We start from the raw sequence: 25,278 nt of genomic DNA on the forward strand, positions 1-25,278 counted from the left end.
TAAATCAAAAAACACCTGCAAAAAAGTTTTTGCAAGTGTTTAATTAATTATTTTTATCTAACAAATCTGTATCGATTTTTTAGGACTAGTCAATATATATTGAGTTTTTAATTGAAATTAGTTGTTGTTTTTAAGCCATTTCAGACGGCGTTCATCGGGTAAATGTTTTACTTCAAAATTTTCAAAAGTAGCATTGAATCCGTCACCGTCCGGGCAGGCCGCCATAAGACCCACCATGACAGGAGAATTATCCTGAAGATGAGCGTTACGCATCATGGTATAGTTTTTATCGTCAAAAGAATAGAATATTTCCACGGCATCAAGTCTTCTTACGGCTTTTACCCAGATATCAGAAGGAGTCTTATCCAGTGTGATTACGCTCCAGTCACTGGTTGTATGTGTAACTACTGTGCTGAGATTGTATTTTCCGTCGACAAATTCAATTCCGGCTTTGATGTAGTTTTCCTTATCGATCCTCAGCATAAGACCTGTCTGATCGAATCTCGTTTTGTAATTTCCCTTGATTTTAACTTTTGCTTCAAACTCGCCGCCATATACATTATATAAAAAGGGCGCATCATCAACTGTAAAGCCATAATGTGATATTCTCCAATAATCACTTTGCGGTGTGACAAACATCTTCAGACTGTTATTCTTAATTTCCCATTTTGAGGGTTCGTTGAACCACGTCATCTTTTCTAATGTCTGTGCAAAGCTTTTACTGATTATTCCTAATACACAAAAACTTAAAAATATTCTCTTCATTTTATTTCCACCTAAATACGGTCGTTTAATTATTGTTAATTTAGCAAAAGTATTATTAAACATTTTTTCGTCCAATACTGAAAAATAACCATTTTATGGAAATTGTAAAAAAACTGAATAAAGCTTTGCTTCATAACAAACCTGATGGCAGATGTCTTCTGAATATCGAAGATTTTAAAAATATTGCAGAAGCTTATACCGGAACGGAAAATTGTATTGCAGTGCTTAGCGATATGCAGTATGATAAAAGCTATATATTCAGCTCAAAAACATCTTTAGAATTAGGATTAAACTTTCACGATTATCCTGTGACTATTGACTCGATATGGGAAGAGGAAATGCTGAAAAAAATTCATCCGGACGACAGAATGAAAAAATATGTTCATGAGCTAAGATTTTTCAGATTTTTAGAATCTGTGAATATTGAAAATCGTTCTGAATTCAGTGTATTTTCAAAAATCAGAATGGAGGATAAAAAAGGAATCTATCAGTGGATAAGACATAGGATGTTCTATTTTTTTTCGCCATACAACCGGAAACTGAGATTTGCTCTGTGTTTATATGATATTGAATGGGATCAGTCAGCATTATCTTCCAGATTTTTAATAATTAATACTGTAAAAGGTAAAGTGGCTTTTGAAGACAAAATGGATTATAATAATATTCTTTCTTCGCGGGAAATGGAAATTCTTAAACAGATAGGCGAGGGACTTACCAGTAAAGAAATCGCTGATGTATTATCAATAAGCATTCATACTGTAAACAGACATCGCCAAAACATCCTGGAAAAACTGAAAGTAAAAAACTCTGTAAGTGCTTTCAATGAAGTAATGGATAAATTTCTTTAAAAAATTTATTCATAACCATATAATAGCTTTTTTGAATTGAAATTTTATATTTTGATTTATTAATGATATTTATTTAAAAATATTGAGAATATGAAATTTTTTTAAGACTATTTAATAAAAAATATTCTGAGAATAGTAAAATTTAATATGTATTCAAAACAATTTTATATAAATAATTCCTATATTTGTTATATAACAACTAACACTTATAGGATGAATATTAACTTCTCAACAGCAACTTTTAAGGATTTTGAGAATATTCCCGGATTTGATATGATGGAACGTGCGGATATTTACTACGATTTCCTTGAATATATGAAAACAAATGGTCATCGATACAGGCTACAGAATAATACAGGATGTAGCTCCGTAATGAATGTCGGTACGCAAGATGACGGAATAAAAGAAATGGTGAGTTTTGTCACCAGTGATTATTTAGGACTTACACAACATTTAAAAGTAAAAGAAGCTGCAATAGAGGGGATTAGAAAGTACGGTACAGGCTCTGCAGCAACACCGCTTATAGGCGGGTATTATTCCTACCACAATGATCTTGAATCAAAAATTGCTGGTTTTTTCGGACGTTCTGCGGATGAAGCTGTAACATTCACTACAGGATATACAGCCAATAGTGCCACACTTCAGATATTACTCCAGAAAGAAGATATTGCAATTGTTGATATGGCAGTGCATGCAAGTGTTTATGAAGGATGTATACTTACAAACAGAAAAACATTTCCTCATAATAACCTGGAAGCCCTTGAGCAGATTTTGAAACTTTCTAAAAATCAGTTTCGTACAAAATTAGTAGTAATTGATGGTGTTTATTCGCAGGATGGAGATACTGCACCAATTGAAGAAATTTATAATTTAGTAAAAAAATATGATGCCTACCTGATGGTTGATGACGTACATGGAGTAGGGATTTTAGGGAAAACAGGAAGAGGGACTATTGAAGATACAGGATTACTGGATAAGATTGATATTATAACCGGAACCTTCAGTAAAACGTTTGGTAATCTGGGTGGATATGTAATAGCAAGTAAAAAACTTACAAATTTTATCAGATTTCAGTCGCGTCAGCAGATATTTTCTGCTACTATTCCTCCGGGAACGGCTGCAGGAATTATCAAGGCAATTGATTTAATAGATGAAGAACCACATTTGCGTACCAAACTATGGGATAATATAAATTATTTTAAAAAAGGTCTTAATGATTTGAAACTGGATACCGGAACTACTTGTTCTGCAGTTATACCCGTTAAAATCGGAGATATTCACACTACTATGGATGTAGGCAAAATGCTTTTAGACAGAGGAGTCTATACAAACCCAATTATGTACCCTGCCGTAGCAAGAAAAGATGCACGTATCAGGATGAGTATGACGGCTTCACATGAGCGTGAACATCTCGACAAAACACTCAATGCATTTGAGGATATCAATAAAAAGTTGCATATTGCGAAAAAATAATAACAAATGGCTAGAAAAGTTGTCCAAGGCCCTATCAGGGACAAAGAAAAAACAAAACAAAAACTGTTGGGCGCAGTAGGGAAAATTTTAAGAACAAAAGGTTATGCAGGTCTGAAAGTCAGTAAGATAGCTGCAGTAGCCGGATTTGATAAAAAATTAATTTATGAATATTTCGGAAGTACCGAGAAGCTGATTGACGAATACGTAAAAACTCAGGATTACTGGAGCCGGATGAATCAAAACAATATGGAAGTTGATATTTCTGATGGTGGAAGAGAACTTTCTAAAATGGCGATTCTCAATCAGTATGATTATATTAAGAAAAATAAGGAACTTCAGAAAATTATTCTTTGGGGACTTTCAGAAAGCAAACCTATTCTTAAGAAGATTGCTGATGAAAGAGAACAGATGGGCGAGCTGCTTTTCAGTAATATTGTAGATCCATATTTTGAAGAAAAATCTACAAGATATCGTGCCATTGCAGCAATCCTTGTATCGGGAGCTTATTATCTGAACCTTTATACGGCGCATAATGCAAGCACATTTTGCGGAATCGATCTGAAGACCGATGAAGGACGACACGAAATCGAAAAAGCTATTGCCGAAATCATTGATTTCGCATACGATGAAAAATAATGATGAGAAGAAATTTTCCTATTGACCAATAATAAGTTTTTGTGGATAATTTGAAATTTAAAATTTTCAAATTACAACTATATTTCTTACTTTTGGCCAATGGAAAATTTTATTGTATCTGCACGAAAGTATCGTCCACAGCAATTTGATACTGTTGTCGGACAATCGCACATTACGGATACTCTAGAACATGCAATCGAAGAAAATCAGCTTGCTCAGGCTTTATTGTTCTGTGGGCCGAGGGGAGTAGGAAAGACTACCTGTGCAAGAATTCTTGCAAGAAAAATCAACGAAAAGGATGGATCTGTTTCAGATGACGGATTTGCTTATAACATTTATGAGCTGGATGCAGCATCAAACAACTCTGTTGATGATATCAGAGAACTTATCGACCAGGTGCGTTTTGCTCCACAAGTCGGTAAATATAAAGTCTATATCATCGATGAGGTACATATGCTGTCTTCTGCAGCTTTCAACGCTTTTCTAAAAACTCTTGAAGAACCGCCTGCTCATGCTATTTTTATCTTGGCAACAACCGAAAAGCATAAAATTATTCCCACCATTCTATCACGTTGTCAAATCTACGACTTCAAACGAATCACTATCGAAGATATTAAGGGACACCTCAGAAGTATCGCCCAGAAAGAGAGCATCCAATATGAAGATGATGCCTTGTATCTTATTGCTCAGAAAGCTGATGGTGCCTTAAGAGATGCGTTGTCTATTTTCGACAGGCTTTCTACTTTTTCACAGAAAAATATTACTTTGGCCAAAGCTGCTGAAGTACTTAATATTCTTGATTACGATCAATATCTGAAAATTGTGGATCTTGCCAAAGAAGGTAATATTCCTGAAGTACTCGCTGCTTTCAATGATATCGTAAAAAAAGGTTTTGATCCTCATATTTTTATTGCAGGATTGGGAAATCATTTCAGAGATCTGATGATGGCTCAGAACTCATCTACAATTGACCTGATTGAAGTTGGTGAGCAAACAAAAACCAAATTTGTACAGCAGGCTCAGAACTGGAATGCACAACAGCTGATCGATGCTATAGAAATCTGTAATCATGCAGATATCAATTATAAAAATTCAAAGAATCCAAGGCTTACTGTGGAAATAGCTTTGATGCAAATTTCTTCTCTTACAGCCAACGCAGATATTTCTAAAAAAAAAAGTTTATAATATTAGCGCCGTTTCTCAGTGAAAAACAGGAGGTAAAAATTCCTGAAAAAAGTGTTGAGAAAAGAGAAGTGAAAGTTAGCCAACCACAAATCGTGGATCTGGATACTCCTCAAGAGGCTGAAATTAAAAAAACAACCAAACCTCTTACAAAACAGGTAATATCTACAGGCTTCAGTATCAATGCTCTTCTAAACAAAGAAGAAAAAACTGAAGATGAGGAAGAAAAAACAACTGTAAAAGCAGATAATCTTCCCCAAAACCATTTTACCGAAACAGATCTTCAGGCAGAATGGAGTTTACTGTTAAAACAACTTCAGAAGAAAGATACTTTTGTATTCAATGCTATTAAATCGTTTAAAATAATCAAATCAGGTGAAAATCAGATTACTGTTTTGTTTCCTTCAGATTCTGCAAAATCAGAGTTTGATAAAGTGAGCAGGGAATTTTTCAATCATTTTAAAACCAAAGTACACAATTTTTCTATTGAAATAGTCTACAAGAGAGACGTAGAAAATCTAAAGATTGAAGTGATGACCAAACGTAAAATCTTTGAAAAGTTTGTACAGAAAAATCCTCTTTTAAAAGATCTTGATGATTTAATGAGATTTGATCTTACGTAAAAATAAATCCTCATTTAAAGGAAAATATATTTTCAAAATCCTGCATACCATATTTAAATAAATTTTATATATTTGCTAAATAATTGCAGAGAAAATAATTTTTCACAAAGGCAATTTATACAGAAAAGCTTATCAACAGAAGATTGAAAGTGAGAAATTTATTGAAATCATATCAATTTGTTTTTACACCCGCTACATATTTTAGCGGCTATTTTAGCTTTTCTTCAATGTATTTTAGAAGTTCAGGAAGATATTATCGATTTTACTATTGGTATTGTTAACTGAATTTCTTTCCAAAAAATAACAGGAAACCCGATTCTTCGGTCCTGATTCCATTAATTAAAATTTTTAACGGCATTTTTTAGAAAGAATTATAAAGTGACTTTATAATGAGATTTCTATGGATTTATATTAACAAAAAAGAATAAAAGAATTAACAATAATGAATTTAAGAGAATTACAGAACGACTGGATCAATGCTTTCTCGCAACCTATGATGATTGCTGGGCCATGTAGTGCAGAAAGTGAATTCCAGATGTTGGAAACAGCCAGAAGAATTAAAGAAACCAATGCAAATGTGCCGATTTTCAGAGCAGGAATCTGGAAGCCACGTACCAAACCGAATGGATTTGAAGGGGTAGGAGTAATCGGTTTGAACTGGTTAAAAAAAGTAAAAGAAGAATACGGATTTAAAACAGCTACTGAAGTTGCAAACGCCCACCACGTTTTTGCAGCTCTTGAGGCAGATGTTGATATCCTCTGGATCGGAGCGCGCTCTACGGTAAATCCGTTCACTGTTCAGGAAATTGCGATGGCATTGCGGGGAACCGATAAAATCGTACTTGTGAAAAATCCTGTAAATCCGGATCTTGCTTTATGGATCGGTGCTTTGGAAAGGCTCTTAGGTCAGGGTATTAAAAATCTTGGAGTGATACACAGAGGGTTTTCAACTTACCAGAAAACAAAATACAGAAATAATCCAAACTGGCAGATTGCTTTAGATTTTAAAAGTCAGTTTCCCAATATTCCTATGTTGATCGATCCTTCGCATATTTGTGGAAACAGAACAGGTTTGGCTGATATCACACAGGAAGCGTTGAATGTTGGTTATCAGGGAGCTATTATTGAAACCCATGCAAATCCTGACGAGGCATGGAGTGATGCATCTCAACAGATTACACCGGAAGTTTTGGCAGAACTTATTGCCAATCTTAAAGTAAGAAGCACTGACTTAGCAGGTTTTGAAGGAGACATGGGAAGACATAGAACCTTAATTTCCGACATCGATTTTCAACTGATTGAATTGCTTTCCCAGCGAATGAAAATTTCAGAGAAAATAGGTAAGCTTAAAAAAGAGAATGATATTGCGATTTTTCAGCCGGAGCGCTGGAAAGTAATCACGGAATATGCTACACAAAAAGCTGTAGAAACAGGCATGTCTAAAGAATTTATCGAGAAGGTATTTAAAGCTATTCATGAAGAATCGATAGAGGTTCAGAATAGTATTATGATTGACAGATAAATTATTTACAGATAATATAATAAGGGCTTAGATTTCGGGAAAGAATGCAAAATATTTTAACCTGAATTCTAAGCCCTAATTTCTTATATTTGCATTAAGTTAAAATATGAAAGGAAAAATCATTAAATCTACGGGAAGCTGGTATCAGGTTTTAGAAATGGAAACCGGTAAAATTTTTGAAGCCAGAATTCGGGGTAAATTTAAACTGATAAAAACCAGACTCACCAATCCGCTTGCTGTAGGAGATTTTGTGGAATTTCAACTCGAACAGGATGACATTGCATGGATTACTAAAATCGAACCCCGCAGAAATTACCTGATCAGAAAATCTGTAAACCTTTCAAAAGAGGCACACATTATTGCTTCTAATATTGATCTTGCCTGCTTTATCTTTACCTTAAAACACCCGGAAACATCCCTCGGGTTTCTTGATCGTTTTTTAGCATGTTGCGAAGCATATAATATCACTCCGCTGATTTTATTCAATAAAATAGATGTATTGCATCACGAAGAAATTGAAATTGTGAAAGATATAGAATTTCTTTATGGTGAAATAGGATATCAGACCTTAGAGATCTCATCTTATTCCCGATTGAATTTGGATAAACTAGAAGAAATTCTTAAAGATAAAACTTCAGTATTTTTCGGACATTCAGGATGTGGTAAATCTACTTTGGTAAATGCGCTGCAACCCGGGCTCAATTTAAAGACTTCGGAAATTTCCGATACCCATTTGAAAGGTAAACATACTACCACTTTTGCCCAAATGCACTTTTGGGATTTTGGTGGTAATGTTATTGATACACCAGGCGTTCGTGAATTTGCCATGATTGATATTGAAAAAGAAGAAGTACAACATTATTTTCCGGAAATTTTCAAAAAACGAGAAGAATGTAAATTTCACAACTGTCTTCACATCAATGAGCCAAAATGTGCCGTCATTGAAAGTCTTGAAACCGGAGAAATACAACATTCGAGATATTCAACATACATTAAGCTGATGGAAGAGGCTGAAGAAATCAATCAAAAATAATTCATTTTTTCTTAATAATAAATTCATTTCAACATTCATTGATTTAAAACGAAGCAATAACTATTTGACTTCGTTCTATTTATCGTTTTTAAAATTTACTTTGGAGATAAAAACCTTCGGAATGCCCACCAATAAAAAACCCAGCCGAGGCTGGGTAAAAACTAATAACCATGAAAACTCAAATTAAACATGAGAATCACAACTATATAAGCAATTAGTGTGCCAAAGTTTAATTTCTATCACCATCATTAAATGTTATTTTTATGTTAAAATTTGTTTAAAAATAAAGTAACCGAATTTTTTTGTATTTTTGCGCCATTAAAAAATATACATATATGTCTAACATTACATTCACCATGATTAAGCCTGATGCGGTAGCTGACGGACATATTGGTGCTATATTAGGTAAAATTGCTGAAGGAGGTTTCAAAATTAAAGCATTAAAACTTACGCAGCTTACTGTAGCTGATGCTAAAAAATTCTACGAGGTTCATGCTGAAAGACCATTCTATGGAGAATTAGTTGATTTTATGAGTTCGGGGCCGATTGTTGCTGCTGTGTTGGAAAAGGATAATGCTGTTGAGGATTTCAGAACTTTAATCGGTGCTACTAACCCTGCGGAGGCTGCAGAAGGTACAATCAGAAAAATGTTTGCAAGAAGCATCGGAGAAAATGCTGTTCACGGTTCTGATTCTGATGAGAATGCTCTTATTGAAGCTAAATTTCACTTTTCAGGAAGAGAGATTTTCTAATAAAATTCACTTAAAAAATAATGATCCGGAGAAATACTTTTTCTCCGGTTTTTTTTATATTAAAATAATCAATTGTAAATCAGATGGAAAGTCTGGTGAATAAATATGAATTAGGTATAAATACTGACTGGGAAAATCAGTGTTTTTACGGATGTTTTGCGTGATTTTTTTTGCCAATTTTACATTGTAATTAAAAACAAAACAATTACCAACGCTAATAACCATTAAAGACTCTGATTCGGTAAAGAAGAAAGGCAGCTCAACGAGCTGCCTTTTTGTCATATATGCTTTTGTTTTGTCATATTTTCAACAATTCAATTGTTCTTTCAGGGTTTTCTGAGGAAAAAACAGCATTTCCAGCCACCAGAACATCTGCTCCTGCTTCAAATAATTTTGCAGCATTGTCAATATTCACGCCTCCGTCAATTTCAATAAGTGCTGTAGAATTGTTACTCAGGATAAGATCTTTTGTTTCAGCTATTTTTTTGTAAGTATTTTCAATAAATTTTTGCCCGCCAAATCCAGGATTCACGCTCATTAGCAATACCAGATCTACGTCGGCAATAATATCCTCAAGCATTAGTACAGGAGTTGAAGGATTCAAAACAACACCTGCCTTTGCCCCTAAGCTCTGAATGTGGTGGATTGTTCTGTGAAGATGAATGCATGCTTCATAGTGCACGGAAACGAGGTCTGCTCCCTGATTTATAAATTCTTCGACATACTTCTCTGGTTCTACGATCATTAGGTGTACATCAACAAACTTTTTGGCATGTTGCTGCACGGTTTTCATTACCGGAAAGCCGAATGAGATATTCGGGACAAATCTTCCGTCCATGACATCCACATGAAACCAATCGGCCTGTGAATTATTAACCATTTCAATATCTCTCTGCAGGTTGCCGAAATCGGCCGCCAAAAGGGAAGGAGCAATAAGCTTTGTTTTCATTTTTTACTTTTATACTTTACTTTATTCTTTATTTCTTATTTGTAAAAATATTAATACAAATACAGGAAAAAGCTACCAAAAATAATGGTCTCAATAATTGCTAATTTAATATTATTAATTTTAAGCACTAACAATCGGTCAATCATAAATAAACCTAAAGGAACTATACTGAAGACGAGAAGTGTTTCGAGAACCATATTATAAGCTGACCCAATCTTAGGAGGATCGAACCATTTATATACAACAGCATAAATAATGTAAGCAAAGTATAGAGCTGTCATAATGGATATAAATGTTGGCTTCCTGACCAGATGATTAATGAAGCTATTCATCCTAGTGATATTTCAGTTTCATTTCAGGCTGGATTTTTAGAAGTGTTTCATAAATCAATTTAATTACATTTCCTACATCTTCCTTGGAAACCATTTCTACGGTGGTGTGCATATATCGCAAAGGCAATGAAATTAATGCACTCGGAACCCCTCCGTTTGAATGGGCAAAAGCATCGGTATCTGTACCGGTCATTCTGCTCGCGGCGGCTCTCTGGAATGGAATCTTCTTATTTTTTGCCGTTTCGATAATCAATTCTCTTATAGTATGATGAACACTTGGTGCAAAAAATATAACCGGTCCGTCGCCACATTTCTGATCACCTTCCTTTTTCTTTTCGATCATAGGTGTCGATGTATCATGAGTAACATCTGTCACAATGGCAATATTGGGTTTAATTGTATCTGCAATCATATCTGCGCCATACAATCCTACTTCCTCCTGAACCGAATTGGTGATGTACAAGCCAAAAGGAAGTGATTTTTTATTTTCTTTTAAGAGACGTGCTACTTCAGCAATCATAAATCCACCGATTCTGTTGTCTAAAGCTCTGCAAACAAAATATCTCTCATTCATTTCAAAGAATTCGTCAGGATAGGTAATCATGCAGCCTACATATATTCCCATCTCTTCAACCTCTTTTTTTGAAGTGGCACCACAGTCGATAAATATATTTTCTATTTTTGGTGTAGGTTCGTTCTGGTTTGTTCTGGTATGGATAGCCGGCCATCCGAAAACACCTTTCACAATTCCTTTTTCACCATGAATATGAACTACTTTTGATGGAGCAATCGTTTGGTCAGAACCTCCGTTTCGGATTACATAAATGAGTCCGTCATCAGTAATATAATTCACATACCATGAGATCTCATCGGCATGAGCCTCAATTACCACTTTAAATTCAGCTTCAGGATTTATGATACCGTAACATGTTCCATAATGATCTACCTCAACTTTGTCAACATAAGGCTTGATGTAATCCATCCAGATTTTCTGCCCTTCATGCTCATAACCAGTAGGAGACGAGGTATTTAAATATTTTTCTAAAAATTTCAAAGATTTCTTGTCAAACTTCATAAAAAGGAATGATTTTTGCGTTTAAATTTCTTTATAATAGCTGTAAAAATAATGAAATTTAGCAAGATTATTTATCTTTATCTTTTCTTTTTTGGGGTGAGTGCTTTTGGTCAGAAAGATTCTGTTATTGCAAAACCGCTAAGTCAATATCCTCAGGAATTATTAAAGGTAGACGAATTCGGAAATAAATATTTTTATGATGAAAGGCAGAAAGCTAAGATTTATGAAATAAATGGGGAGACCGTTGTGGTAATGGACGAATTGATTTTGCTTAATAAGCCTAAATTCAATAACCAGCTAGACAGAAATTATTACTATTTTCTTAATAAAAAACTGTACAGAGTGTACCCTTTATTTGTAACTGCTTTGCAGCAATACAGGGATATACAGGGTGAAATGACCAATATGGACAGTAAAGCAAAAAGAAGGTATATAAAAGACCGACAGAATATGCTTGCCGATCAATATGAAAAACAGCTTCGCGATCTTACCACAACAGAAGGACAGATATTCGCCAAATTGATGAACAGGGCTACCGGGAAAAATGTCTATGAAATCATCAGGGAATTAAGGGGAGGATGGAGCGCCTTCTGGTGGAACCTAAAAGGTAAAATGGCAGACATTGATCTTAAAGACAAGTATGACCCTCATGCCAACAGAACCGATGAATACCTTGAATCGCTGCTTCAATCAAACTGGAATTCAGGCTATCTTCAGCCTTATCCTGGAGCAGGTGATTTTAAAATCTACAAATAATATCAGCATAAAAAAATTCCTGTAAGTTTTTTACAGGAATTTTTCTTTCAGTTTATCAAAAACAATTTTATCAATAGGAAGTACAAAAGGATTATCGGATCTGCTGATATCTATCCATTCGGTTTTTTCTATGCATGGATCAAGAATCAGAAAATCTTCTTCATTGGTAATATTCACCAGATAATAAATGGTAAGTAACTGTTCATTTTCCCGGAAGCGTGAAACCAGGAAATCTTCCTGAGTGTAGAAATGTTCTACGACTTCTATCTTTACATTTAATTCTTCATCAAACTCGCGGTGCAGGCATTCTATCGTTCCTTCTCCAAATTCCAAACCTCCACCCGGAAATTTCATTAATGGTTCGCCAGCATATTCTTCAAATAAGGCCAGGACTTTTTTATCCTTCACTGCACAGGCATAAACCCTAATGTTGATCTTATCTATCATATATAATAATTTGTATTGCTAAATTAAGAAATTAACTGCAAAACGTCTGTGCAAAGCATTAAACTATTTTGAAATCATTTAATCAGCTTTGAATTAATCCTAAATTTCAGTATATTTAAAGATAAACGTTTAACCAAAATCATTATCAACATCACTAAAAATACTAATTTGATGTGCTTAATTTAGGCAATATAAATTTAATTTTTTTATAAGGTGTTGTTTTTCAGTTGTTTTTATATTGGATTTGTATTAATTTAAAAAGGCGCTAAACTACAATTATTTCTGAAACAGCCAAAAAATAATGCTATTGTTTTTTATCTCTATTAAAGAATATTTTTGTGCTAAAGTAAATCACAATGAAAAGAGCTTCTATAAAAGACATTGCAAGAATCGCGGGTGTTTCCGTAGCAACGGTATCGTATGTTCTCAACCGAAAAGAAGGAAGCAGAATCAGCGAAGCTACGCAGAAGAAAATACTGGAAGTTGCGGAAAATATCAATTATACTCCCAATAAGATTGCCAAAAGTCTGAAAATGAGCAAGAGTAAACTGATAGGTCTTATTGTGGCAGATATCTCAAATGATTTTTACTCCAATATTGCAAGAAGCATTGAAGATGAAGCCATGAAACTTGGATACACTCTTCTGATCGGAAGCTGCGATGAGAATCCCGAAAAATTTAAAAAGCTTACAGAGCTGTTTTCCGAGCAGCAGGTCGACGGAATGATCGTGGCTCCCGTAGTAGACTCTGATGATGCAATTAACAAGCTGATTAGGGAAGAGTACCCGATTGTGACCATTGACCGTTACCTGAAAAATATAAACCTCCCTGGGGTAATGATTAACAATTTCGAGGTTTCACAGTATATCTGTGACTATTTGCTTAAAAAAAACTTTAATGAACTGATTTACGTCGGTTACGATACGGAATTACCACATCTTCTTGACAGGCAGCATGGTTTTGATGAAAGAATTGAAAAATCAGGTATTGCGGTAAAGAGAATTTTGACAGGCATTCATAATATTACCGAAGAAGTACACAAACAATTAAAAAATAAACTTGATCTTTCTAAAAAGACAGCTATCTATTTTTCAAGCAACAAATTGGGAATTGCAGGTCTCCGATATCTTATTGACAATGATATCAAAGTTCCGGAAGATGTTTCCTTGGTGGCTTTCGATGAAACCGAGGCTTATTATCTTTTTCCTACGGAAGTGAGTTTCGTACAACAACCTTTAGCAGAGATGGCAAGAGAATCGGTGAAACTTCTTGACCAACAGATTAATCATTATAACCCTGATGGAAAAAGAGTGACTTTTCAGGCAAAATTCATGCAGCGGAATTCTGTAGAATGATAATTTTAATTTTTAAAACAGACAAATGAAAGATAAACAACCTTATATAGTATGTTTTGGTGAGGTTTTATGGGATGTTTTTCCTGAAGGTAAACGAGCGGGAGGAGCACCATTCAACGTAGCCTATAATGTTCATAAAATGGGTTTTGATGCGAAAGTACTCAGTAAAATCGGAAAAGACGATCTTGGTCAAAAACTTATACAGCAGATCAGCAATTGGGGGATTTCTACCGAATATATTCAGATTGATGAGTGCTATCCCACCAGTACAGTAATTGCGAAGATTGATGAACACAACGAAGCAACATATGAAATCATTAATAACGTTGCATGGGATCATATTGAATTCAATCCTAATCACAATGAATTAATAACCAATGCAGAAGCATTTGTATTCGGAAGTCTTTCTTCAAGAAACGAAGAAACTAAAAACACACTTTTCCGACTTCTTGAAATGGCAAAACTCAAAGTTTTTGATGTTAATTTAAGACCTCCTTTTATTGATATCGAATTGATTAAAACTCTTTTACTTAAATCTGATATTGTTAAAATAAATAAACTCGAATTGCATCAGATCATCGATTTCATCGGTGAAAAATTTAATACAGAAGAGCAAGCTGTAAAGTTGATTCAGAACCATTTCGATATTGGAGAAGTTATTCTTACAAAAGGAAGCGAAGGAGCAATATATTTTGTACAGGATCAACACTACGCTTTTCCGGCATTACCGATTAGTATTGCTGATACGGTTGGAAGCGGAGATTCTTTTTTATCAGGATTTATTTCAAAAAGAATTCAAAAGGGAACGACTCCTGAAGAAATACTCAGAGAAGCTATTGCATTAGGCGCATTTATTACTTCAAAATCCGGAGCTTGTCCGGAATACGAATATTCCGACTTTGAGAAATTTAAGGCGAAAAGTTTTCTCTGAAACAAAAGGGCTACCACATAAATGATAATCATGGAAAATTTTATTTAAAATCTGTAATAATTGAGAGCTGATTTCGTTTTAAATTTAAATCAACAAAATTAAACGATATGAAAAATTTAAAAAAGCTGACAAAAACAGAGCTTAAATCATTGTATGGCGGAGAACCCAAAAAGTATTGCGTTTACTGCGAAAGACTAAACAAAACAGTATGTAGTGAGATTCCGATCGCACAATGTCCTTAATCTTTTAAAACCGCTTTTTCAGGCGGTTTTTTGTTTGGGCTAATCCTGAATTTATAACGTAATTGGTGTTTCTTCTGAGAATGTAGGCCGGTAAAAATATATTGACACATTTTGAAGTTGATCTGGTTTATTTCTAAAGATTTGAAAAGTGAATAAGCGTTTGGTTTTATTGATGATTTGGCATCCTGATTGATAATTATATATCAATCACAAATCAAGACTTATGAAAAACTTATCCAAAATGTTATTGGTACTGGCTATGGTTTCGGTGCTATCGTCATGCCTGCACAGACCGCCGGCTCCGCCAAGACCACCTGAACCGCCACACAGACGTTAAAAAAAGTAAGCCCGGAATTTTTCGGGCTTTATGTATTTTTTAGAAGGAATAATTTTAAATTCTTGATTTCTTTGGGTTCAAAAAAGTATTGAAAATCATTACTTCCTGTCCAAATTTAGCTTCAACGCGTTCTGCTATATTAGGAAGCTCGCTTTTTACAAAATCTTCTCTCAGCTCGTCATTGTCAAAAATGAGCAGGAGATTGTAGTTTTTACCTTCTTCGATATAATCACTATATACTTCGGAAAGAATGTATTTACTAACATCCATCAAATTTTCAGTCATTAAAACCAATGTTTCATCGATATAATTTTCCCATTCTTTAAGATTGCTTTTTGTACAGTGGAAAGTTATACTAAGTAGGCTCATGTTTTATGATTTTTTTAATATTTTGATTAAAATTCTACAGCAAAAATCGGCAAATTTTTCGTAAATTAGCCCGTTAATAAAAATTCAAAAAAAATAATTTTCAGACATACAGCTAAGGGTCTGACTGTCATTATAATAAAATTTGTTTATGCAAAAAGAAGGAGAAAGACTGATTCCCATCAACATTGTTGATGAAATGAAGTCGTCTTATATCGATTATTCGATGTCGGTTATCGTTTCAAGGGCGTTACCTGATGTAAGAGACGGCTTAAAACCCGTTCATAGAAGAGTACTTTACGGTATGTATGGATTAGGGGTTTTTTCTAATAGAAAATATTTAAAATCTGCTAGAATTGTTGGAGACGTTTTAGGTAAATATCACCCTCACGGAGATTCTTCTGTATATGATGCAATGGTAAGAATGGCTCAGGACTGGAGCCTTCGTTATCCTCAGGTAGACGGTCAGGGTAACTTCGGTTCAATGGATGGCGACCCGCCTGCAGCAATGCGTTATACCGAAGCACGATTGAAAAAAATTTCTGATGAAGTACTTTCGGACTTAGACAAAGAAACGGTAGATTTTCAGAATAACTTCGACGACAGCTTACAGGAACCGACTGTTCTGCCTTCAAAAATTCCTAATCTTTTAGTAAACGGAACTTCCGGTATTGCAGTAGGGATGGCGACCAATATGGCACCACATAATTTGTCTGAAGCTGTAGATGCCATCTGCGCATATATTGATAATAAAGAGATTACGATTGATGAATTAATGCAACACATCATTGCTCCTGATTTTCCTACAGGTGGAATTATCTACGGATATGACGGGGTAAGAGATGCATTTCATACAGGTAGAGGAAGGGTAGTGCTTCGTGCTAAAGTTGCCTTTGAAGAAATAGGAAATAGAAATGCCATTATCGTCAATGAAGTTCCCTATCAGGTAAACAAAGCCGAGATGATCGCCAGAACCGCAGATTTGGTGAAGGAAGAAAAAATTCCCGGAATTTATGAAATCAGAGATGAGTCGGACAGAAGAGGGCTTCGTATTGTTTATGAATTGAAAAATGATGCGATCCCGAATGTTGTTCTGAACTTATTATATAAATATACTGCACTTCAAACATCTTTCAGTGTTAATAATATTGCTTTGGTACACGGAAGACCGGAACAATTAAACCTGAAAGACATTATCCACCATTTTGTGGAGCACAGACATGAAGTGATCGTAAGAAGAACCCAATTTGAGCTTAGAAAAGCAAAAGAAAGAGCTCATATTTTGGAAGGTTTCATGAAAGTGATCGGGACTCAGGATTCCCTGGACAGAGCGATTTCTATCATTCGTCATTCTGCCAATCCGCAGGCTGCAAAAGAAGGATTAATTGAAGCATTTGAACTTTCTGAAATTCAGGCTCAGGCAATTCTTGATCTTCGTCTTGCGCGTCTTACAGGAATGGAGCTTGATAAGATTCGTGATGAATATGATGCAATCATGAAAGAAATTGCTGATCTTGAAGATATCCTTACTAATGAGCCAAGAAGATTCCAGATTATTAAAGATGAATTAATTGAAGTTAAAGAAAAATACGGCGACGAAAGAAGAACAGAAATCGACTATTCCGGAGGTGAAATGTCTATTGAAGATATCATCCCTAATGAAGCTGTAGTACTTACAATTTCTCACGCCGGTTATATTAAAAGAACTTTGCTTTCAGAATATAAAATTCAAAGTAGAGGAGGTGTAGGAAATAAAGCGGCAACAACAAGAGATTCAGATTTCCTTGAATATATAGTTTCAGCAACCAATCACCAGTATATGCTGTTCTTCACTGAAAAAGGAAGATGTTACTGGCTAAGAGTATTTGAAATTCCTGAAGGTTCCAAAACTGCAAAAGGAAGGGCGGTACAGAATTTAATTAACATCGAGCCTGATGACAAAATTAAAGCGTATATAAGAACCAATAACCTGAAAGATTCTGAATATGTTAATCAGATGAGCGTAGTAATGGTAACCAAAAACGGTACGATCAAGAAAACATCACTGGAAGCTTATTCAAGACCTAGGGTAAATGGGGTTAATGCTATTGAAATTAGGGACAATGACCAGTTGTTAGGAGCATATTTAACGAATGGTACATCAGAGATCATGATTGCCACGAAAAACGGTAAATGTATCCGTTTCCCGGAAGAAAAAGTAAGAGAAGTAGGAAGAGGATCTATCGGGGTGCGCGGTATTGCTATGGAAGACAATGACGAAGTAATCGGTATGATCGTTGTAAATGATGTGGAAAAAGAAACCGTTCTTGTAGTATCTGAAAAAGGATATGGAAAAAGAACAGCCGTTGAAGATTACCGAATTACCAACAGAGGAGGAAAAGGAGTTATTACCCTCAATATTACTGAAAAAACAGGAAATCTTATTGCTATCCAGAATGTAACAGATGAAGACGGTCTAATGATTATCAATAAATCCGGTGTTGCCATCAGAATGGGAATGGATGAGATGAGAGTAATGGGAAGAAATACCCAGGGCGTACGATTGATTAACCTTAAGAAAAATGACGAAATTGCTGCTATTGCAAAAGTCGCAATGGATAAGGAAGTAGAGGAAGACTCTGAAGAAATTGAAGGAACTGTAGCTGATAACCACGAAAACGATACAGAAACTCCGCAGAACGATAATAATGCTGAGGAAAATGAGAATTCTGATTCGGAAAATAATATTGAATAACTAATATAAAATATTGATTATGAAAAAGCTAATTTTAGGGATGGCTATCGTAGCGTCAGCTTTGGTTTTCGGACAAAAAGGAGATGTGAACGCTCAGCTACAAGAAGCTAACAAAGTAGCAATGGATGCATATAACGCAAAAAACTATGCTGCTGCGGCTCCTAAGTTTATGGAAGTTTATAACTTACTCAAAACTAGCGGGCAGGATAATAAAGTATATATGTATTATGCAGGTCTTAATTATGCTTTGGCAAATGATATTCCTCAGGCTACAAAAATATATACAGATCTTATCAACTCAGGCTATACCGGTGTTGAAACTACTTACACTGCAAAAGATAATAAAACAGGACAGGTTGCCAGCTATGACAAAAATACCTGGGAATTGTTGAAGAAAAGCTCTTCAAAAGATTATTCTGATTTTAAAACTGAACAGTCTCCCAGTGTAGAGGCTGATCTTTATGAGACTTTAACAACTCTTTTGCTGAATGCTAAGAAAAATGACGAAGCTTTAGCGATTATTGAAAAAGGACTTGCAAAATTTCCTAACAATGCTAAATTGAAGGAATATCAGGGAAGTGCATTATATGCTTCCGGAAATACGGATAAATTTATGCAAAATCTAAAGGAGCAATTGGCAAAAAATCCTAATGATGCTACAAACTGGTACAACCTTGGGGTGCTTCAGTCCAAAAATCCGGAAACAGCAAATGAAGCGATCACTTCTTTCCAAAAAGCGATTGAGCTTAAACCTGATTTTACGAATGCTTACCAAAATTTGGTTTATACAGTAATCGGCGATGATGAAAAAGCAGTAAATGAAATTAATGCATTGAGAAAGACTAAGCCGGATGAAGCAACCAAACTTATTGAAGCAAGAAAAGAAAGGTTTAATAAATCTTTACCATACGCAGAAAAATGGTACCAGGCAATGCCGAATGAGATTACCGCTGTTCAAGTATTAAAGGATATTTATAATATGACTAAAAATATACCTAAATATAATGAAATGAAAGCTAAAGAAGCTGAACTTCAGGCAAAACAGTCAAAATAAAATAAACGAAAAACCGAAGCATTTAAGTTTCGGTTTTTTTTTATAAAAAGTTTTTGGATTCAAAATTAATTTGCTGTTATCCAAGAACGGTTACACCTTTCTCAATCATTTCATAAATTGCATCTCTTCCATTGTCAGGCTTTACATTTACAGCCCTTGTCCCATTGAAGTGAAGACAGGTGATATATCCACTGTTTACCGCATCAATACAGGTAAATTTTACACAATAATCCATGGCAAGGCCAACAATTTCTACCAATTGAATGTCATGGTATTTCAGAAAATCATCCAATCCGGTTTTCATAAAATGATTATTGTCCTGAAAGCCGCTGTAACTGTCAATCTCAACATTTTTTCCTTTCTGGATGATATGAGTAACTTTATCCCGGTTAAGATCTTGATGGAATTCCGCACCGAACGTTCCCTGAATACAATGATCCGGCCACATAAACTGAGGAACTCCGTTTAAAATAATGCTCTCGCCAACTTTTCTGTTATTGTTGCTTGCAAAACTTTTATGATTAGCAGGATGCCAGTCCTGAGTTAAAACAATTTCATCATAGTCGTTTTCTTCCATAAGAGCATTGATATAAGGAATCACCTCATTAGCTCCCGGAACTGCCAACGCACCACCTTCACAAAAATCGTTCTGTACATCTACGATTATTAACGCTTTTTTCATATTTAATATTCTCGAATTTTTGATAAATTTACAAAAACTAAATTCAAAAAATTGTCCAAATATAATTTATCGGACAAATATGCATTATGAAAACATATACCATTGATAAAGGAATCCTGAATAATAAAAAATCTATTCTCACAGTTGATGAAAAAACTTTAACGCTCGATGGTATTGTTTTAAAAAAAGACGAAATTACAGGAATTCGATACGGGATACACTTTATCAGAGGATATATGTTAACTATCGGAAGAGAATATCAGATCTTTATAAAAACTGTTTCCGGTAAAGAAATGAGAATTTCCTTCAGACTCTTTTATGGAAGAAAACTTAACGAAAAACATAAACTTTATTGTGATATTATCAATACGCTTTGGGAAAGTTTTTATCATGATATTTTAAAAAATTATATTAATAGGTACTTAAATAAAGAACCTCTGCTAATATCTGGCATTGAAATTTCTAATGATAAAATTACTTTCAATAAAGAGGTAATTGCGTTTGAAAATCTAATGATTAAGAAATACTATCACTATTTTATTCTTTTCTCAAACAAAGATCAGTATCACAACAAAATGTTATATTATTTAAAAGATCAGGATGCCGTTATTTTATCAGAATTATTAAACTACATACTTAAAAATGAACTCTATAGAACAGAAAAAATTTCCCATAGGCAGGTTTGAGGCACCTGAAAACATCTGCGATATTAAACTGGACGAATATATAAAAGTCATCAAAGATTTCCCGGGCAGACTGAGAAATCTGATAGAAAATTTTTCGGACGATCAGCTTGATACCCAATACAGAGAAGGTGGCTGGACGGTAAGACAATTAGTGAATCACATTGCGGACAGCCATATTAATAGTTTCATTCGCTTCAAACTGGCTCTCACGGAAGATAATCCTACGATAAAGCCATATGATGAAGCAAAATGGGCTGAACTTCAGGATAGCCAGAGTATGCCGATAAAACCAGCCATGAGAATAATTAGAGGGACACATCAAAGATGGACGGTACTCCTGAAAAGTATGACCAATAAACAGTTTGAAAGAACTTTTCATCATCCGGAGCATAATCAAAACTACGATCTGAGACATTGTCTTGCTATGTATGCATGGCACTGCAATCATCATTTTGCCCATATCGAAACTATTAAGAAAGAAAAGGGTTGGTAAAAAAAAGTCTTCATAATCCGGAATGTATTAAAGAAATTGTAGACAGAATTCATCATTTAACCCAAAATTCGCAGCCAGCTTGGGGTAAAATGGATGCATCTCAGATGATGAGACACTGTAATCAGGTTCTCCAGGTTCCGATTGGGGAAATTAAACTTCCGGAAATCAACTTTCTATTTACAGCGATCGGAATTGTTACCAAGTGGGAAATTCAGGTTTTTAATAATGGAATTCCCCGAAATATGCCGACTTTTCAAAAACTTATTGTTAATTTTGAATGTGATTTTAAAGAAGAAAAAGAAAACCTTCTGAAAACGCTTGAAGATTACAGGATCTGTTTCCAACATAAAAATCTGCCGGATCATCATGTCCTTTTCGGGAAAATGAAAGAAAAAGATTGGGGTTTTCTGGAATACAAGCATCTTCATCATCACCTAAAACAATTTAACGTATGAGTTTTTTTGACAAAATATTCGGAGGAAAGGAAGACAGTTCTGAAAAAAATCCGATCTGGAAATATATAGAATCGGATGATGATCTGAAAAAAACAATTGAAAATTCTTTTGTTCACAAGGTTGCTATCTTTAAACATTCAACAAGCTGTTTCATCAGCAAGACAGTACTAAGGAATTTTGAAAAAGAAATAGAAAATTTAGATCAAAAACCTGAATTGTATTTTTTAGACCTTCTTGCTCACAGAAGCATTTCAAATAAAATTGCAGAAGATCTCAGTGTAAGACACGAAAGCCCGCAATTGCTGGTGATTGAAAACGGAAAAGTTATTAACAGTGCTTCGCACCAACATATATCGGCAGAACAAATTGTATCATGAAGAATATCAATAATTATTTATCTAAAGTTCTGGATGTTCCGGTTGATAAAGTAAACATGTGCAGTCTGCATTATGAAGTAAAAAAAGTACAGAAAAACCAATTTCTGTTGCAGTACGGCGAAGTCTGCAGATATATTTATTTTGTTGAAAAAGGACTGCTCAAAATGTATTCTATCGACAAAAACGGGAAAGAACATATCATTCAGTTTGCGCCGGAAAGCTGGCTTACCTCAGATCGAAGCAGTTTATATTTTAACGAAAAATCAATTTATTATATCGAGGCTGTGGAAGATTCTGAAGTTCTTTTGCTGCATCCCGATTTTATCAATAAACTTATAGGAGAATTTCCGAACAGTCTTGAGAAAAGTGATATACTTCTTCAGAAACATATTAAAAGTCTGCAGGACAGAATCAATTCTCTTTTGGGAGAAACCGCTGAAGAACGCTATATGAAATTCATTAAAATGTATCCGGATTTATTACTTCGGGTTCCACAATGGATGATCGCTTCGTATCTTGGCATTACTCCTGAAAGTCTCAGCCGTGTCCGGAAAGAACTGGCAAGAAAAAACTTCGTTCCGGATAGTAAATAAATTCATCATAATATATATCTGACAGCCTGATTTTTCGGGCTGTTTTGCTATTCGATGTATGACTCAACAGATTACAAATTGCACAAAATTATTTCTGAAAAATCGGTCAGCAAATCCTAATAAAAAATGAAAAATATTAGATTAAAATCACAAAATTTTATATAGATTTGTTTGATTATTAATTTTTTACGATCCTTTAGAAAAACTGTCAAAATGAAGACAATAAGCTGCATGAACATCGAGCCCGAAACTCTTTACTCATATGGGGGCGAGAAAAAAACTTACAAACAAAAGGAAATTATATACAGAGAAGGAGATCATGCCACATATTATTATCAGATTTTACAGGGAAAAGTAAAGCTGAACAGTTATAATGAAGAAGGAAAAGAATTTATTCAAAATATTATAGGGGGAAATCAAAGTTTTGGAGATTCGCTTCTTTTTCTTGAGAAATTCTATGTAATGAATGCAATCTGTCTCGTAGAATCCGAAATAATCCGACTTCCAAAAAATAATTTTCTCGAACTTCTGGAAAACAATCCAAAAATTTCCCTGGAGATGAATGCATGCTTATCTCAGAGGCTGTACTTCAAAGCGATTATGCTACAGAATATGTCTTCCCCTAATCCTGTGCTGCGCCTCGAGGGATTACTGAATTATCTTAAAAGTTATCACGATGGAGACTGCGAGCAGTGCTTTCCTGTAGAATTAACAAGGCAACAGATTGCCAACCTCACCGGCCTGAGAGTGGAAACCGTTATCAGGAATCTAAAAAAAATGGAAAAACTGGGCAAACTTAAAATACAGGATAGAAAAATCTTATATTAATAATGTCAATATGACTTGAGTCATAAAATAGTGAAATATTCTAACGTATATTTGAGTTAATTAATTCATCCATATTCTTAATGCCTCATTTCGAGGTACATATTAAGCTATTTAGCTTGTGTGTTCAATGCAAATTAACCAAAAACTCATTGCCGGCTAATACTAGTCACGGCTGGCAATGCCATCACTATAATATTAATATAAAAATTCAGTTATGAACACTAGAAATTCAAGAAATCGCAGTTCAAGAAATTCAGATTCATCAAGCAATCTCGAAGAAATTTATCAATTAGGTTATGACCATGGTTATAACGATGCGTCACAGGACGAAGAATATGATGATGACTTCTCAGAGTATGAAGATTACTTTGACGAAGATTATGATGATGAAGATGACTATGATGATGAAGATTATGACGATTACGACGACGATGATTATGATGATGAAGACTACGACGACGATGAAGATGATAATAGAGGAAGAGGCAGAGGAAGATCAGGAGACGGAAACCAGCAGAGAGACAGCCAGGGAAGATTTACTTCCGGAGGCGGTCGTGGAGGATCAGGACGTGGTTCTGGTTCGGGATCTTCAGGAAGAGGAAGGAACTCAGGAGGATCCGAAGGATCAAGATCTGGCGGAAGAGGCAGGTCATCATCAAGAGGATCATCAAACTCAAACAGTGACAATTATGATCACAGACATGATAATCCGGGAAGACCAAGAGGAAGCAGAAACAGCGGAGGAAGATCTTCGGGATCAGGTTCTAATTCAAATTCAAACTCAAGAAGATCGGGATCTGGCGGAAGAGGCGGCTCCGGATCAGGAAATAATAGCGGTTCAGGTCGAGGTTCCAACTCAGGTTCTGGTTCAGGAACATCAAGAAGAGGTTTTGCATCGATGAGTAAGGCAGAACGTACGAGAATTGCTCGTATGGGCGGACAGGCATCTCATGGAGGCGGAAGATCTTCAGGTTCCGGCAGATCCGGATTTGGAGGCAGACGTAATAATTCATAATTCTTTTTCCACGATTACCTCTTTATTGTCTTAAGTAAAGGGGTAATCTTTTTTAAACCAAACACCACATTCACATTATGGCAACTAAAACAACAGATAACAAAGACAACAGTACTACAGGTACAGACACTTCATCTGCATCTGGCGCTAGTTCATCAAAAAAAACAGCATCCGTTGATAATGCTACGGTAGACAAAAACGAGATGAACAATTCTCCATTACACAAATTTTATGTTTCTGCTCTTAAAGATATTTATTACGCAGAAAATGCTATCATTGAGGCATTGGGAAAAATGCAGGAAGCCGCTACTACAGAAGAGCTGAAAGAAGCATTTGAAGACCACCAGCTTCAGACTCAGAAACATGTGATCAGACTTGAAAGAGTTTTCAAGCTGATTAATGAAAGTCCTGAGGAAAAAGAATGTAAGGCAATCAAAGGAATTATCGAAGAAGGTGAAGAAATCATCAAGTCTACAGAAGAAGGCTCTATGACGCGTGATGCGGCGCTTATTATTGCTGCACAAAAGGTTGAGCATTATGAAATCGCAACCTATGGCGGACTGGCACAGCTGGCCATCACTATGGGATATGATAAGGCTGCAGATCTTCTCGAAAAAACATTGCAGGAAGAGGAAGATACAGATTATGATCTGACAGAAATCGCCGAAACCTACATCAATTTTGATGCGGAACAGGAAGATTAATTTACAATATAAAGCCATATAGCGCTTGTTTAT

Annotated in this window: 28 protein-coding genes; 22 read left to right on the top strand and 6 right to left on the bottom strand. The window is 35.1% G+C overall.

Annotation, left to right across the window (positions count from 1 at the left end):
- Window positions 1–117: 117 nt before the first annotated feature.
- On the bottom strand, window positions 118–765 hold the full coding sequence (locus BLR30_RS16590) for a DUF1349 domain-containing protein (protein WP_089861404.1): 648 nt from the start codon (window positions 763–765) through the stop codon (window positions 118–120).
- 95 nt (window positions 766–860) lie between these two features.
- On the opposite strand from BLR30_RS16590, the gene BLR30_RS16595 reads away from it, so the two are divergent.
- The 8 genes from BLR30_RS16595 (at window position 861) to BLR30_RS16630 (ending at window position 8,834) form a co-directional block, all read left to right on the top strand.
- A complete protein-coding gene (locus BLR30_RS16595) occupies window positions 861–1,613 on the top strand; it encodes a helix-turn-helix transcriptional regulator (protein WP_089861323.1) in 753 nt (250 codons plus the stop codon).
- 213 nt (window positions 1,614–1,826) lie between these two features.
- Window positions 1,827–3,086: an aminotransferase class I/II-fold pyridoxal phosphate-dependent enzyme gene (locus tag BLR30_RS16600; RefSeq protein WP_089861325.1), complete on the top strand. Its 1,260-nt coding sequence runs from the start codon at window positions 1,827–1,829 to the stop codon at window positions 3,084–3,086.
- Window positions 3,087–3,092: 6 nt separating this feature from the next.
- Window positions 3,093–3,722: a TetR/AcrR family transcriptional regulator gene (locus BLR30_RS16605; protein WP_089861327.1), complete on the top strand. Its 630-nt coding sequence runs from the start codon at window positions 3,093–3,095 to the stop codon at window positions 3,720–3,722.
- Window positions 3,723–3,821: 99 nt separating this feature from the next.
- Entirely contained in the window at window positions 3,822–4,907 is a 1,086-nt protein-coding gene (dnaX, locus tag BLR30_RS16610) for a DNA polymerase III subunit gamma/tau (protein WP_089861329.1), read from the top strand.
- Between the two features lie 68 nt (window positions 4,908–4,975).
- Window positions 4,976–5,527, top strand: coding sequence for a hypothetical protein (locus tag BLR30_RS17945; protein WP_228400792.1), 552 nt, complete (start codon window positions 4,976–4,978; stop codon window positions 5,525–5,527).
- A gap of 442 nt (window positions 5,528–5,969) precedes the next feature.
- On the top strand, window positions 5,970–7,049 hold the full coding sequence (locus BLR30_RS16620) for a chorismate mutase (protein ID WP_089861331.1): 1,080 nt from the start codon (window positions 5,970–5,972) through the stop codon (window positions 7,047–7,049).
- Between the two features lie 106 nt (window positions 7,050–7,155).
- Window positions 7,156–8,082 carry a ribosome small subunit-dependent GTPase A gene (gene rsgA / locus BLR30_RS16625; protein WP_089861333.1) on the top strand — a complete coding sequence of 309 codons (927 nt, stop codon included), beginning with the start codon at window positions 7,156–7,158 and terminating at the stop codon, window positions 8,080–8,082.
- Between the two features lie 335 nt (window positions 8,083–8,417).
- Window positions 8,418–8,834, top strand: coding sequence for a nucleoside-diphosphate kinase (locus tag BLR30_RS16630; protein ID WP_089791439.1), 417 nt, complete (start codon window positions 8,418–8,420; stop codon window positions 8,832–8,834).
- Window positions 8,835–9,132: 298 nt separating this feature from the next.
- On the opposite strand, the gene rpe is transcribed toward BLR30_RS16630, so the two are convergent.
- Both rpe and chrP read right to left on the bottom strand, forming a co-directional pair.
- Complete coding sequence (gene rpe / locus BLR30_RS16635; protein ID WP_089861335.1) at window positions 9,133–9,783, bottom strand: ribulose-phosphate 3-epimerase; 651 nt, start codon at window positions 9,781–9,783, stop codon at window positions 9,133–9,135.
- Window positions 9,784–10,116: 333 nt separating this feature from the next.
- Window positions 10,117–11,190 (bottom strand): chryseobasin maturation metalloprotease ChrP, encoded by a 1,074-nt coding sequence (gene chrP, locus BLR30_RS16645; protein ID WP_089861339.1) that lies wholly within the window; start codon window positions 11,188–11,190, stop codon window positions 10,117–10,119.
- A gap of 51 nt (window positions 11,191–11,241) precedes the next feature.
- Between chrP and BLR30_RS16650 the strand changes: the two genes are divergently transcribed.
- The gene (locus tag BLR30_RS16650; RefSeq protein WP_089861341.1) at window positions 11,242–11,946 is read left to right on the top strand and encodes a DUF4294 domain-containing protein; all 705 of its coding nucleotides are present in this window, start codon (window positions 11,242–11,244) and stop codon (window positions 11,944–11,946) included.
- A 30-nt stretch (window positions 11,947–11,976) separates the two neighbouring features.
- Here the strand turns inward: BLR30_RS16650 and BLR30_RS16655 are convergent, their stop codons facing one another.
- Window positions 11,977–12,393: an NUDIX domain-containing protein gene (locus tag BLR30_RS16655; protein ID WP_089861343.1), complete on the bottom strand. Its 417-nt coding sequence runs from the start codon at window positions 12,391–12,393 to the stop codon at window positions 11,977–11,979.
- A 356-nt stretch (window positions 12,394–12,749) separates the two neighbouring features.
- Here BLR30_RS16655 and BLR30_RS16660 point away from each other — a divergent pair, with 356 nt between their 5' ends.
- From BLR30_RS16660 to BLR30_RS16670, 3 genes are all read left to right on the top strand, one after another.
- Window positions 12,750–13,748 carry a LacI family DNA-binding transcriptional regulator gene (locus BLR30_RS16660; protein ID WP_089861345.1) on the top strand — a complete coding sequence of 333 codons (999 nt, stop codon included), beginning with the start codon at window positions 12,750–12,752 and terminating at the stop codon, window positions 13,746–13,748.
- A gap of 25 nt (window positions 13,749–13,773) precedes the next feature.
- On the top strand, window positions 13,774–14,679 hold the full coding sequence (locus tag BLR30_RS16665) for a carbohydrate kinase family protein (protein ID WP_089861348.1): 906 nt from the start codon (window positions 13,774–13,776) through the stop codon (window positions 14,677–14,679).
- Window positions 14,680–14,786: 107 nt separating this feature from the next.
- Window positions 14,787–14,921, top strand: coding sequence for a bacteriocin-like protein (locus tag BLR30_RS16670; protein WP_089861350.1), 135 nt, complete (start codon window positions 14,787–14,789; stop codon window positions 14,919–14,921).
- 391 nt (window positions 14,922–15,312) lie between these two features.
- Here BLR30_RS16670 and BLR30_RS16675 read toward each other — a convergent pair whose 3' ends face one another.
- Window positions 15,313–15,627, bottom strand: a complete 315-nt coding sequence (locus BLR30_RS16675) for a DUF4286 family protein (RefSeq protein WP_089861352.1) — start codon at window positions 15,625–15,627, stop codon at window positions 15,313–15,315.
- A gap of 148 nt (window positions 15,628–15,775) precedes the next feature.
- Between BLR30_RS16675 and gyrA the strand changes: the two genes are divergently transcribed.
- Window positions 15,776–18,358 carry a DNA gyrase subunit A gene (gene gyrA / locus BLR30_RS16680; RefSeq protein WP_089861354.1) on the top strand — a complete coding sequence of 861 codons (2,583 nt, stop codon included), beginning with the start codon at window positions 15,776–15,778 and terminating at the stop codon, window positions 18,356–18,358.
- Between the two features lie 19 nt (window positions 18,359–18,377).
- Window positions 18,378–19,412, top strand: coding sequence for a tetratricopeptide repeat protein (locus BLR30_RS16685; protein WP_089861357.1), 1,035 nt, complete (start codon window positions 18,378–18,380; stop codon window positions 19,410–19,412).
- A 76-nt stretch (window positions 19,413–19,488) separates the two neighbouring features.
- Here the strand turns inward: BLR30_RS16685 and pncA are convergent, their stop codons facing one another.
- Window positions 19,489–20,094: a bifunctional nicotinamidase/pyrazinamidase gene (gene pncA / locus BLR30_RS16690; RefSeq protein WP_089861358.1), complete on the bottom strand. Its 606-nt coding sequence runs from the start codon at window positions 20,092–20,094 to the stop codon at window positions 19,489–19,491.
- Window positions 20,095–20,180: 86 nt separating this feature from the next.
- On the opposite strand from pncA, the gene BLR30_RS16695 reads away from it, so the two are divergent.
- From BLR30_RS16695 to BLR30_RS16730, 8 genes are all read left to right on the top strand, one after another.
- Window positions 20,181–20,780, top strand: coding sequence for a hypothetical protein (locus tag BLR30_RS16695; protein ID WP_089861360.1), 600 nt, complete (start codon window positions 20,181–20,183; stop codon window positions 20,778–20,780).
- On the top strand, window positions 20,737–21,273 hold the full coding sequence (locus BLR30_RS16700) for a YfiT family bacillithiol transferase (RefSeq protein ID WP_089861362.1): 537 nt from the start codon (window positions 20,737–20,739) through the stop codon (window positions 21,271–21,273). Before BLR30_RS16695 ends, BLR30_RS16700 begins: the two co-directional genes overlap by 44 nt.
- On the top strand, window positions 21,267–21,728 hold the full coding sequence (locus BLR30_RS16705) for a DUF1569 domain-containing protein (protein ID WP_228400793.1): 462 nt from the start codon (window positions 21,267–21,269) through the stop codon (window positions 21,726–21,728). The genes BLR30_RS16700 and BLR30_RS16705 overlap by 7 nt, the downstream gene beginning before the upstream one ends.
- Window positions 21,725–22,105, top strand: a complete 381-nt coding sequence (gene ytxJ, locus BLR30_RS16710) for a bacillithiol system redox-active protein YtxJ (protein WP_089861364.1) — start codon at window positions 21,725–21,727, stop codon at window positions 22,103–22,105. The genes BLR30_RS16705 and ytxJ overlap by 4 nt, the downstream gene beginning before the upstream one ends.
- Window positions 22,102–22,698 (top strand): Crp/Fnr family transcriptional regulator, encoded by a 597-nt coding sequence (locus BLR30_RS16715; protein ID WP_089861366.1) that lies wholly within the window; start codon window positions 22,102–22,104, stop codon window positions 22,696–22,698. Before ytxJ ends, BLR30_RS16715 begins: the two co-directional genes overlap by 4 nt.
- Before the next feature lie 213 nt (window positions 22,699–22,911).
- Entirely contained in the window at window positions 22,912–23,526 is a 615-nt protein-coding gene (locus BLR30_RS16720) for a Crp/Fnr family transcriptional regulator (RefSeq protein WP_228400794.1), read from the top strand.
- A 214-nt stretch (window positions 23,527–23,740) separates the two neighbouring features.
- The gene (locus tag BLR30_RS16725) at window positions 23,741–24,541 is read left to right on the top strand and encodes a KGG domain-containing protein (RefSeq protein WP_089861370.1); all 801 of its coding nucleotides are present in this window, start codon (window positions 23,741–23,743) and stop codon (window positions 24,539–24,541) included.
- A 77-nt stretch (window positions 24,542–24,618) separates the two neighbouring features.
- Complete coding sequence (locus BLR30_RS16730) at window positions 24,619–25,245, top strand: ferritin-like domain-containing protein (protein ID WP_089861372.1); 627 nt, start codon at window positions 24,619–24,621, stop codon at window positions 25,243–25,245.
- Window positions 25,246–25,278: the final 33 nt, after the last annotated feature.

Origin of the sequence: Chryseobacterium taeanense (assembly GCF_900099685.1) — a bacterium.
GTDB classification, from domain to species: domain Bacteria; phylum Bacteroidota; class Bacteroidia; order Flavobacteriales; family Weeksellaceae; genus Chryseobacterium; species Chryseobacterium taeanense.

What these genes read in the sequence shown, in the direction of transcription:
- BLR30_RS16590 (WP_089861404.1), bottom strand. Translation starts at nt 765, where the DNA reads ATGAAGAGAATATTTTTAAGTTTTTGTGTATTAGGAATAATCAGTAAA.
- BLR30_RS16595 (WP_089861323.1), top strand. Translation starts at nt 861, where the DNA reads ATGGAAATTGTAAAAAAACTGAATAAAGCTTTGCTTCATAACAAACCT.
- BLR30_RS16600 (WP_089861325.1), top strand. Translation starts at nt 1,827, where the DNA reads ATGAATATTAACTTCTCAACAGCAACTTTTAAGGATTTTGAGAATATT.
- BLR30_RS16605 (WP_089861327.1), top strand. Translation starts at nt 3,093, where the DNA reads ATGGCTAGAAAAGTTGTCCAAGGCCCTATCAGGGACAAAGAAAAAACA.
- dnaX (WP_089861329.1), top strand. Translation starts at nt 3,822, where the DNA reads ATGGAAAATTTTATTGTATCTGCACGAAAGTATCGTCCACAGCAATTT.
- BLR30_RS16620 (WP_089861331.1), top strand. Translation starts at nt 5,970, where the DNA reads ATGAATTTAAGAGAATTACAGAACGACTGGATCAATGCTTTCTCGCAA.
- rsgA (WP_089861333.1), top strand. Translation starts at nt 7,156, where the DNA reads ATGAAAGGAAAAATCATTAAATCTACGGGAAGCTGGTATCAGGTTTTA.
- BLR30_RS16630 (WP_089791439.1), top strand. Translation starts at nt 8,418, where the DNA reads ATGTCTAACATTACATTCACCATGATTAAGCCTGATGCGGTAGCTGAC.
- rpe (WP_089861335.1), bottom strand. Translation starts at nt 9,783, where the DNA reads ATGAAAACAAAGCTTATTGCTCCTTCCCTTTTGGCGGCCGATTTCGGC.
- chrP (WP_089861339.1), bottom strand. Translation starts at nt 11,190, where the DNA reads ATGAAGTTTGACAAGAAATCTTTGAAATTTTTAGAAAAATATTTAAAT.
- BLR30_RS16650 (WP_089861341.1), top strand. Translation starts at nt 11,242, where the DNA reads ATGAAATTTAGCAAGATTATTTATCTTTATCTTTTCTTTTTTGGGGTG.
- BLR30_RS16655 (WP_089861343.1), bottom strand. Translation starts at nt 12,393, where the DNA reads ATGATAGATAAGATCAACATTAGGGTTTATGCCTGTGCAGTGAAGGAT.
- BLR30_RS16660 (WP_089861345.1), top strand. Translation starts at nt 12,750, where the DNA reads ATGAAAAGAGCTTCTATAAAAGACATTGCAAGAATCGCGGGTGTTTCC.
- BLR30_RS16665 (WP_089861348.1), top strand. Translation starts at nt 13,774, where the DNA reads ATGAAAGATAAACAACCTTATATAGTATGTTTTGGTGAGGTTTTATGG.
- BLR30_RS16670 (WP_089861350.1), top strand. Translation starts at nt 14,787, where the DNA reads ATGAAAAATTTAAAAAAGCTGACAAAAACAGAGCTTAAATCATTGTAT.
- BLR30_RS16675 (WP_089861352.1), bottom strand. Translation starts at nt 15,627, where the DNA reads ATGAGCCTACTTAGTATAACTTTCCACTGTACAAAAAGCAATCTTAAA.
- gyrA (WP_089861354.1), top strand. Translation starts at nt 15,776, where the DNA reads ATGCAAAAAGAAGGAGAAAGACTGATTCCCATCAACATTGTTGATGAA.
- BLR30_RS16685 (WP_089861357.1), top strand. Translation starts at nt 18,378, where the DNA reads ATGAAAAAGCTAATTTTAGGGATGGCTATCGTAGCGTCAGCTTTGGTT.
- pncA (WP_089861358.1), bottom strand. Translation starts at nt 20,094, where the DNA reads ATGAAAAAAGCGTTAATAATCGTAGATGTACAGAACGATTTTTGTGAA.
- BLR30_RS16695 (WP_089861360.1), top strand. Translation starts at nt 20,181, where the DNA reads ATGAAAACATATACCATTGATAAAGGAATCCTGAATAATAAAAAATCT.
- BLR30_RS16700 (WP_089861362.1), top strand. Translation starts at nt 20,737, where the DNA reads ATGAACTCTATAGAACAGAAAAAATTTCCCATAGGCAGGTTTGAGGCA.
- ytxJ (WP_089861364.1), top strand. Translation starts at nt 21,725, where the DNA reads ATGAGTTTTTTTGACAAAATATTCGGAGGAAAGGAAGACAGTTCTGAA.
- BLR30_RS16715 (WP_089861366.1), top strand. Translation starts at nt 22,102, where the DNA reads ATGAAGAATATCAATAATTATTTATCTAAAGTTCTGGATGTTCCGGTT.
- BLR30_RS16720 (WP_228400794.1), top strand. Translation starts at nt 22,912, where the DNA reads ATGAAGACAATAAGCTGCATGAACATCGAGCCCGAAACTCTTTACTCA.
- BLR30_RS16725 (WP_089861370.1), top strand. Translation starts at nt 23,741, where the DNA reads ATGAACACTAGAAATTCAAGAAATCGCAGTTCAAGAAATTCAGATTCA.
- BLR30_RS16730 (WP_089861372.1), top strand. Translation starts at nt 24,619, where the DNA reads ATGGCAACTAAAACAACAGATAACAAAGACAACAGTACTACAGGTACA.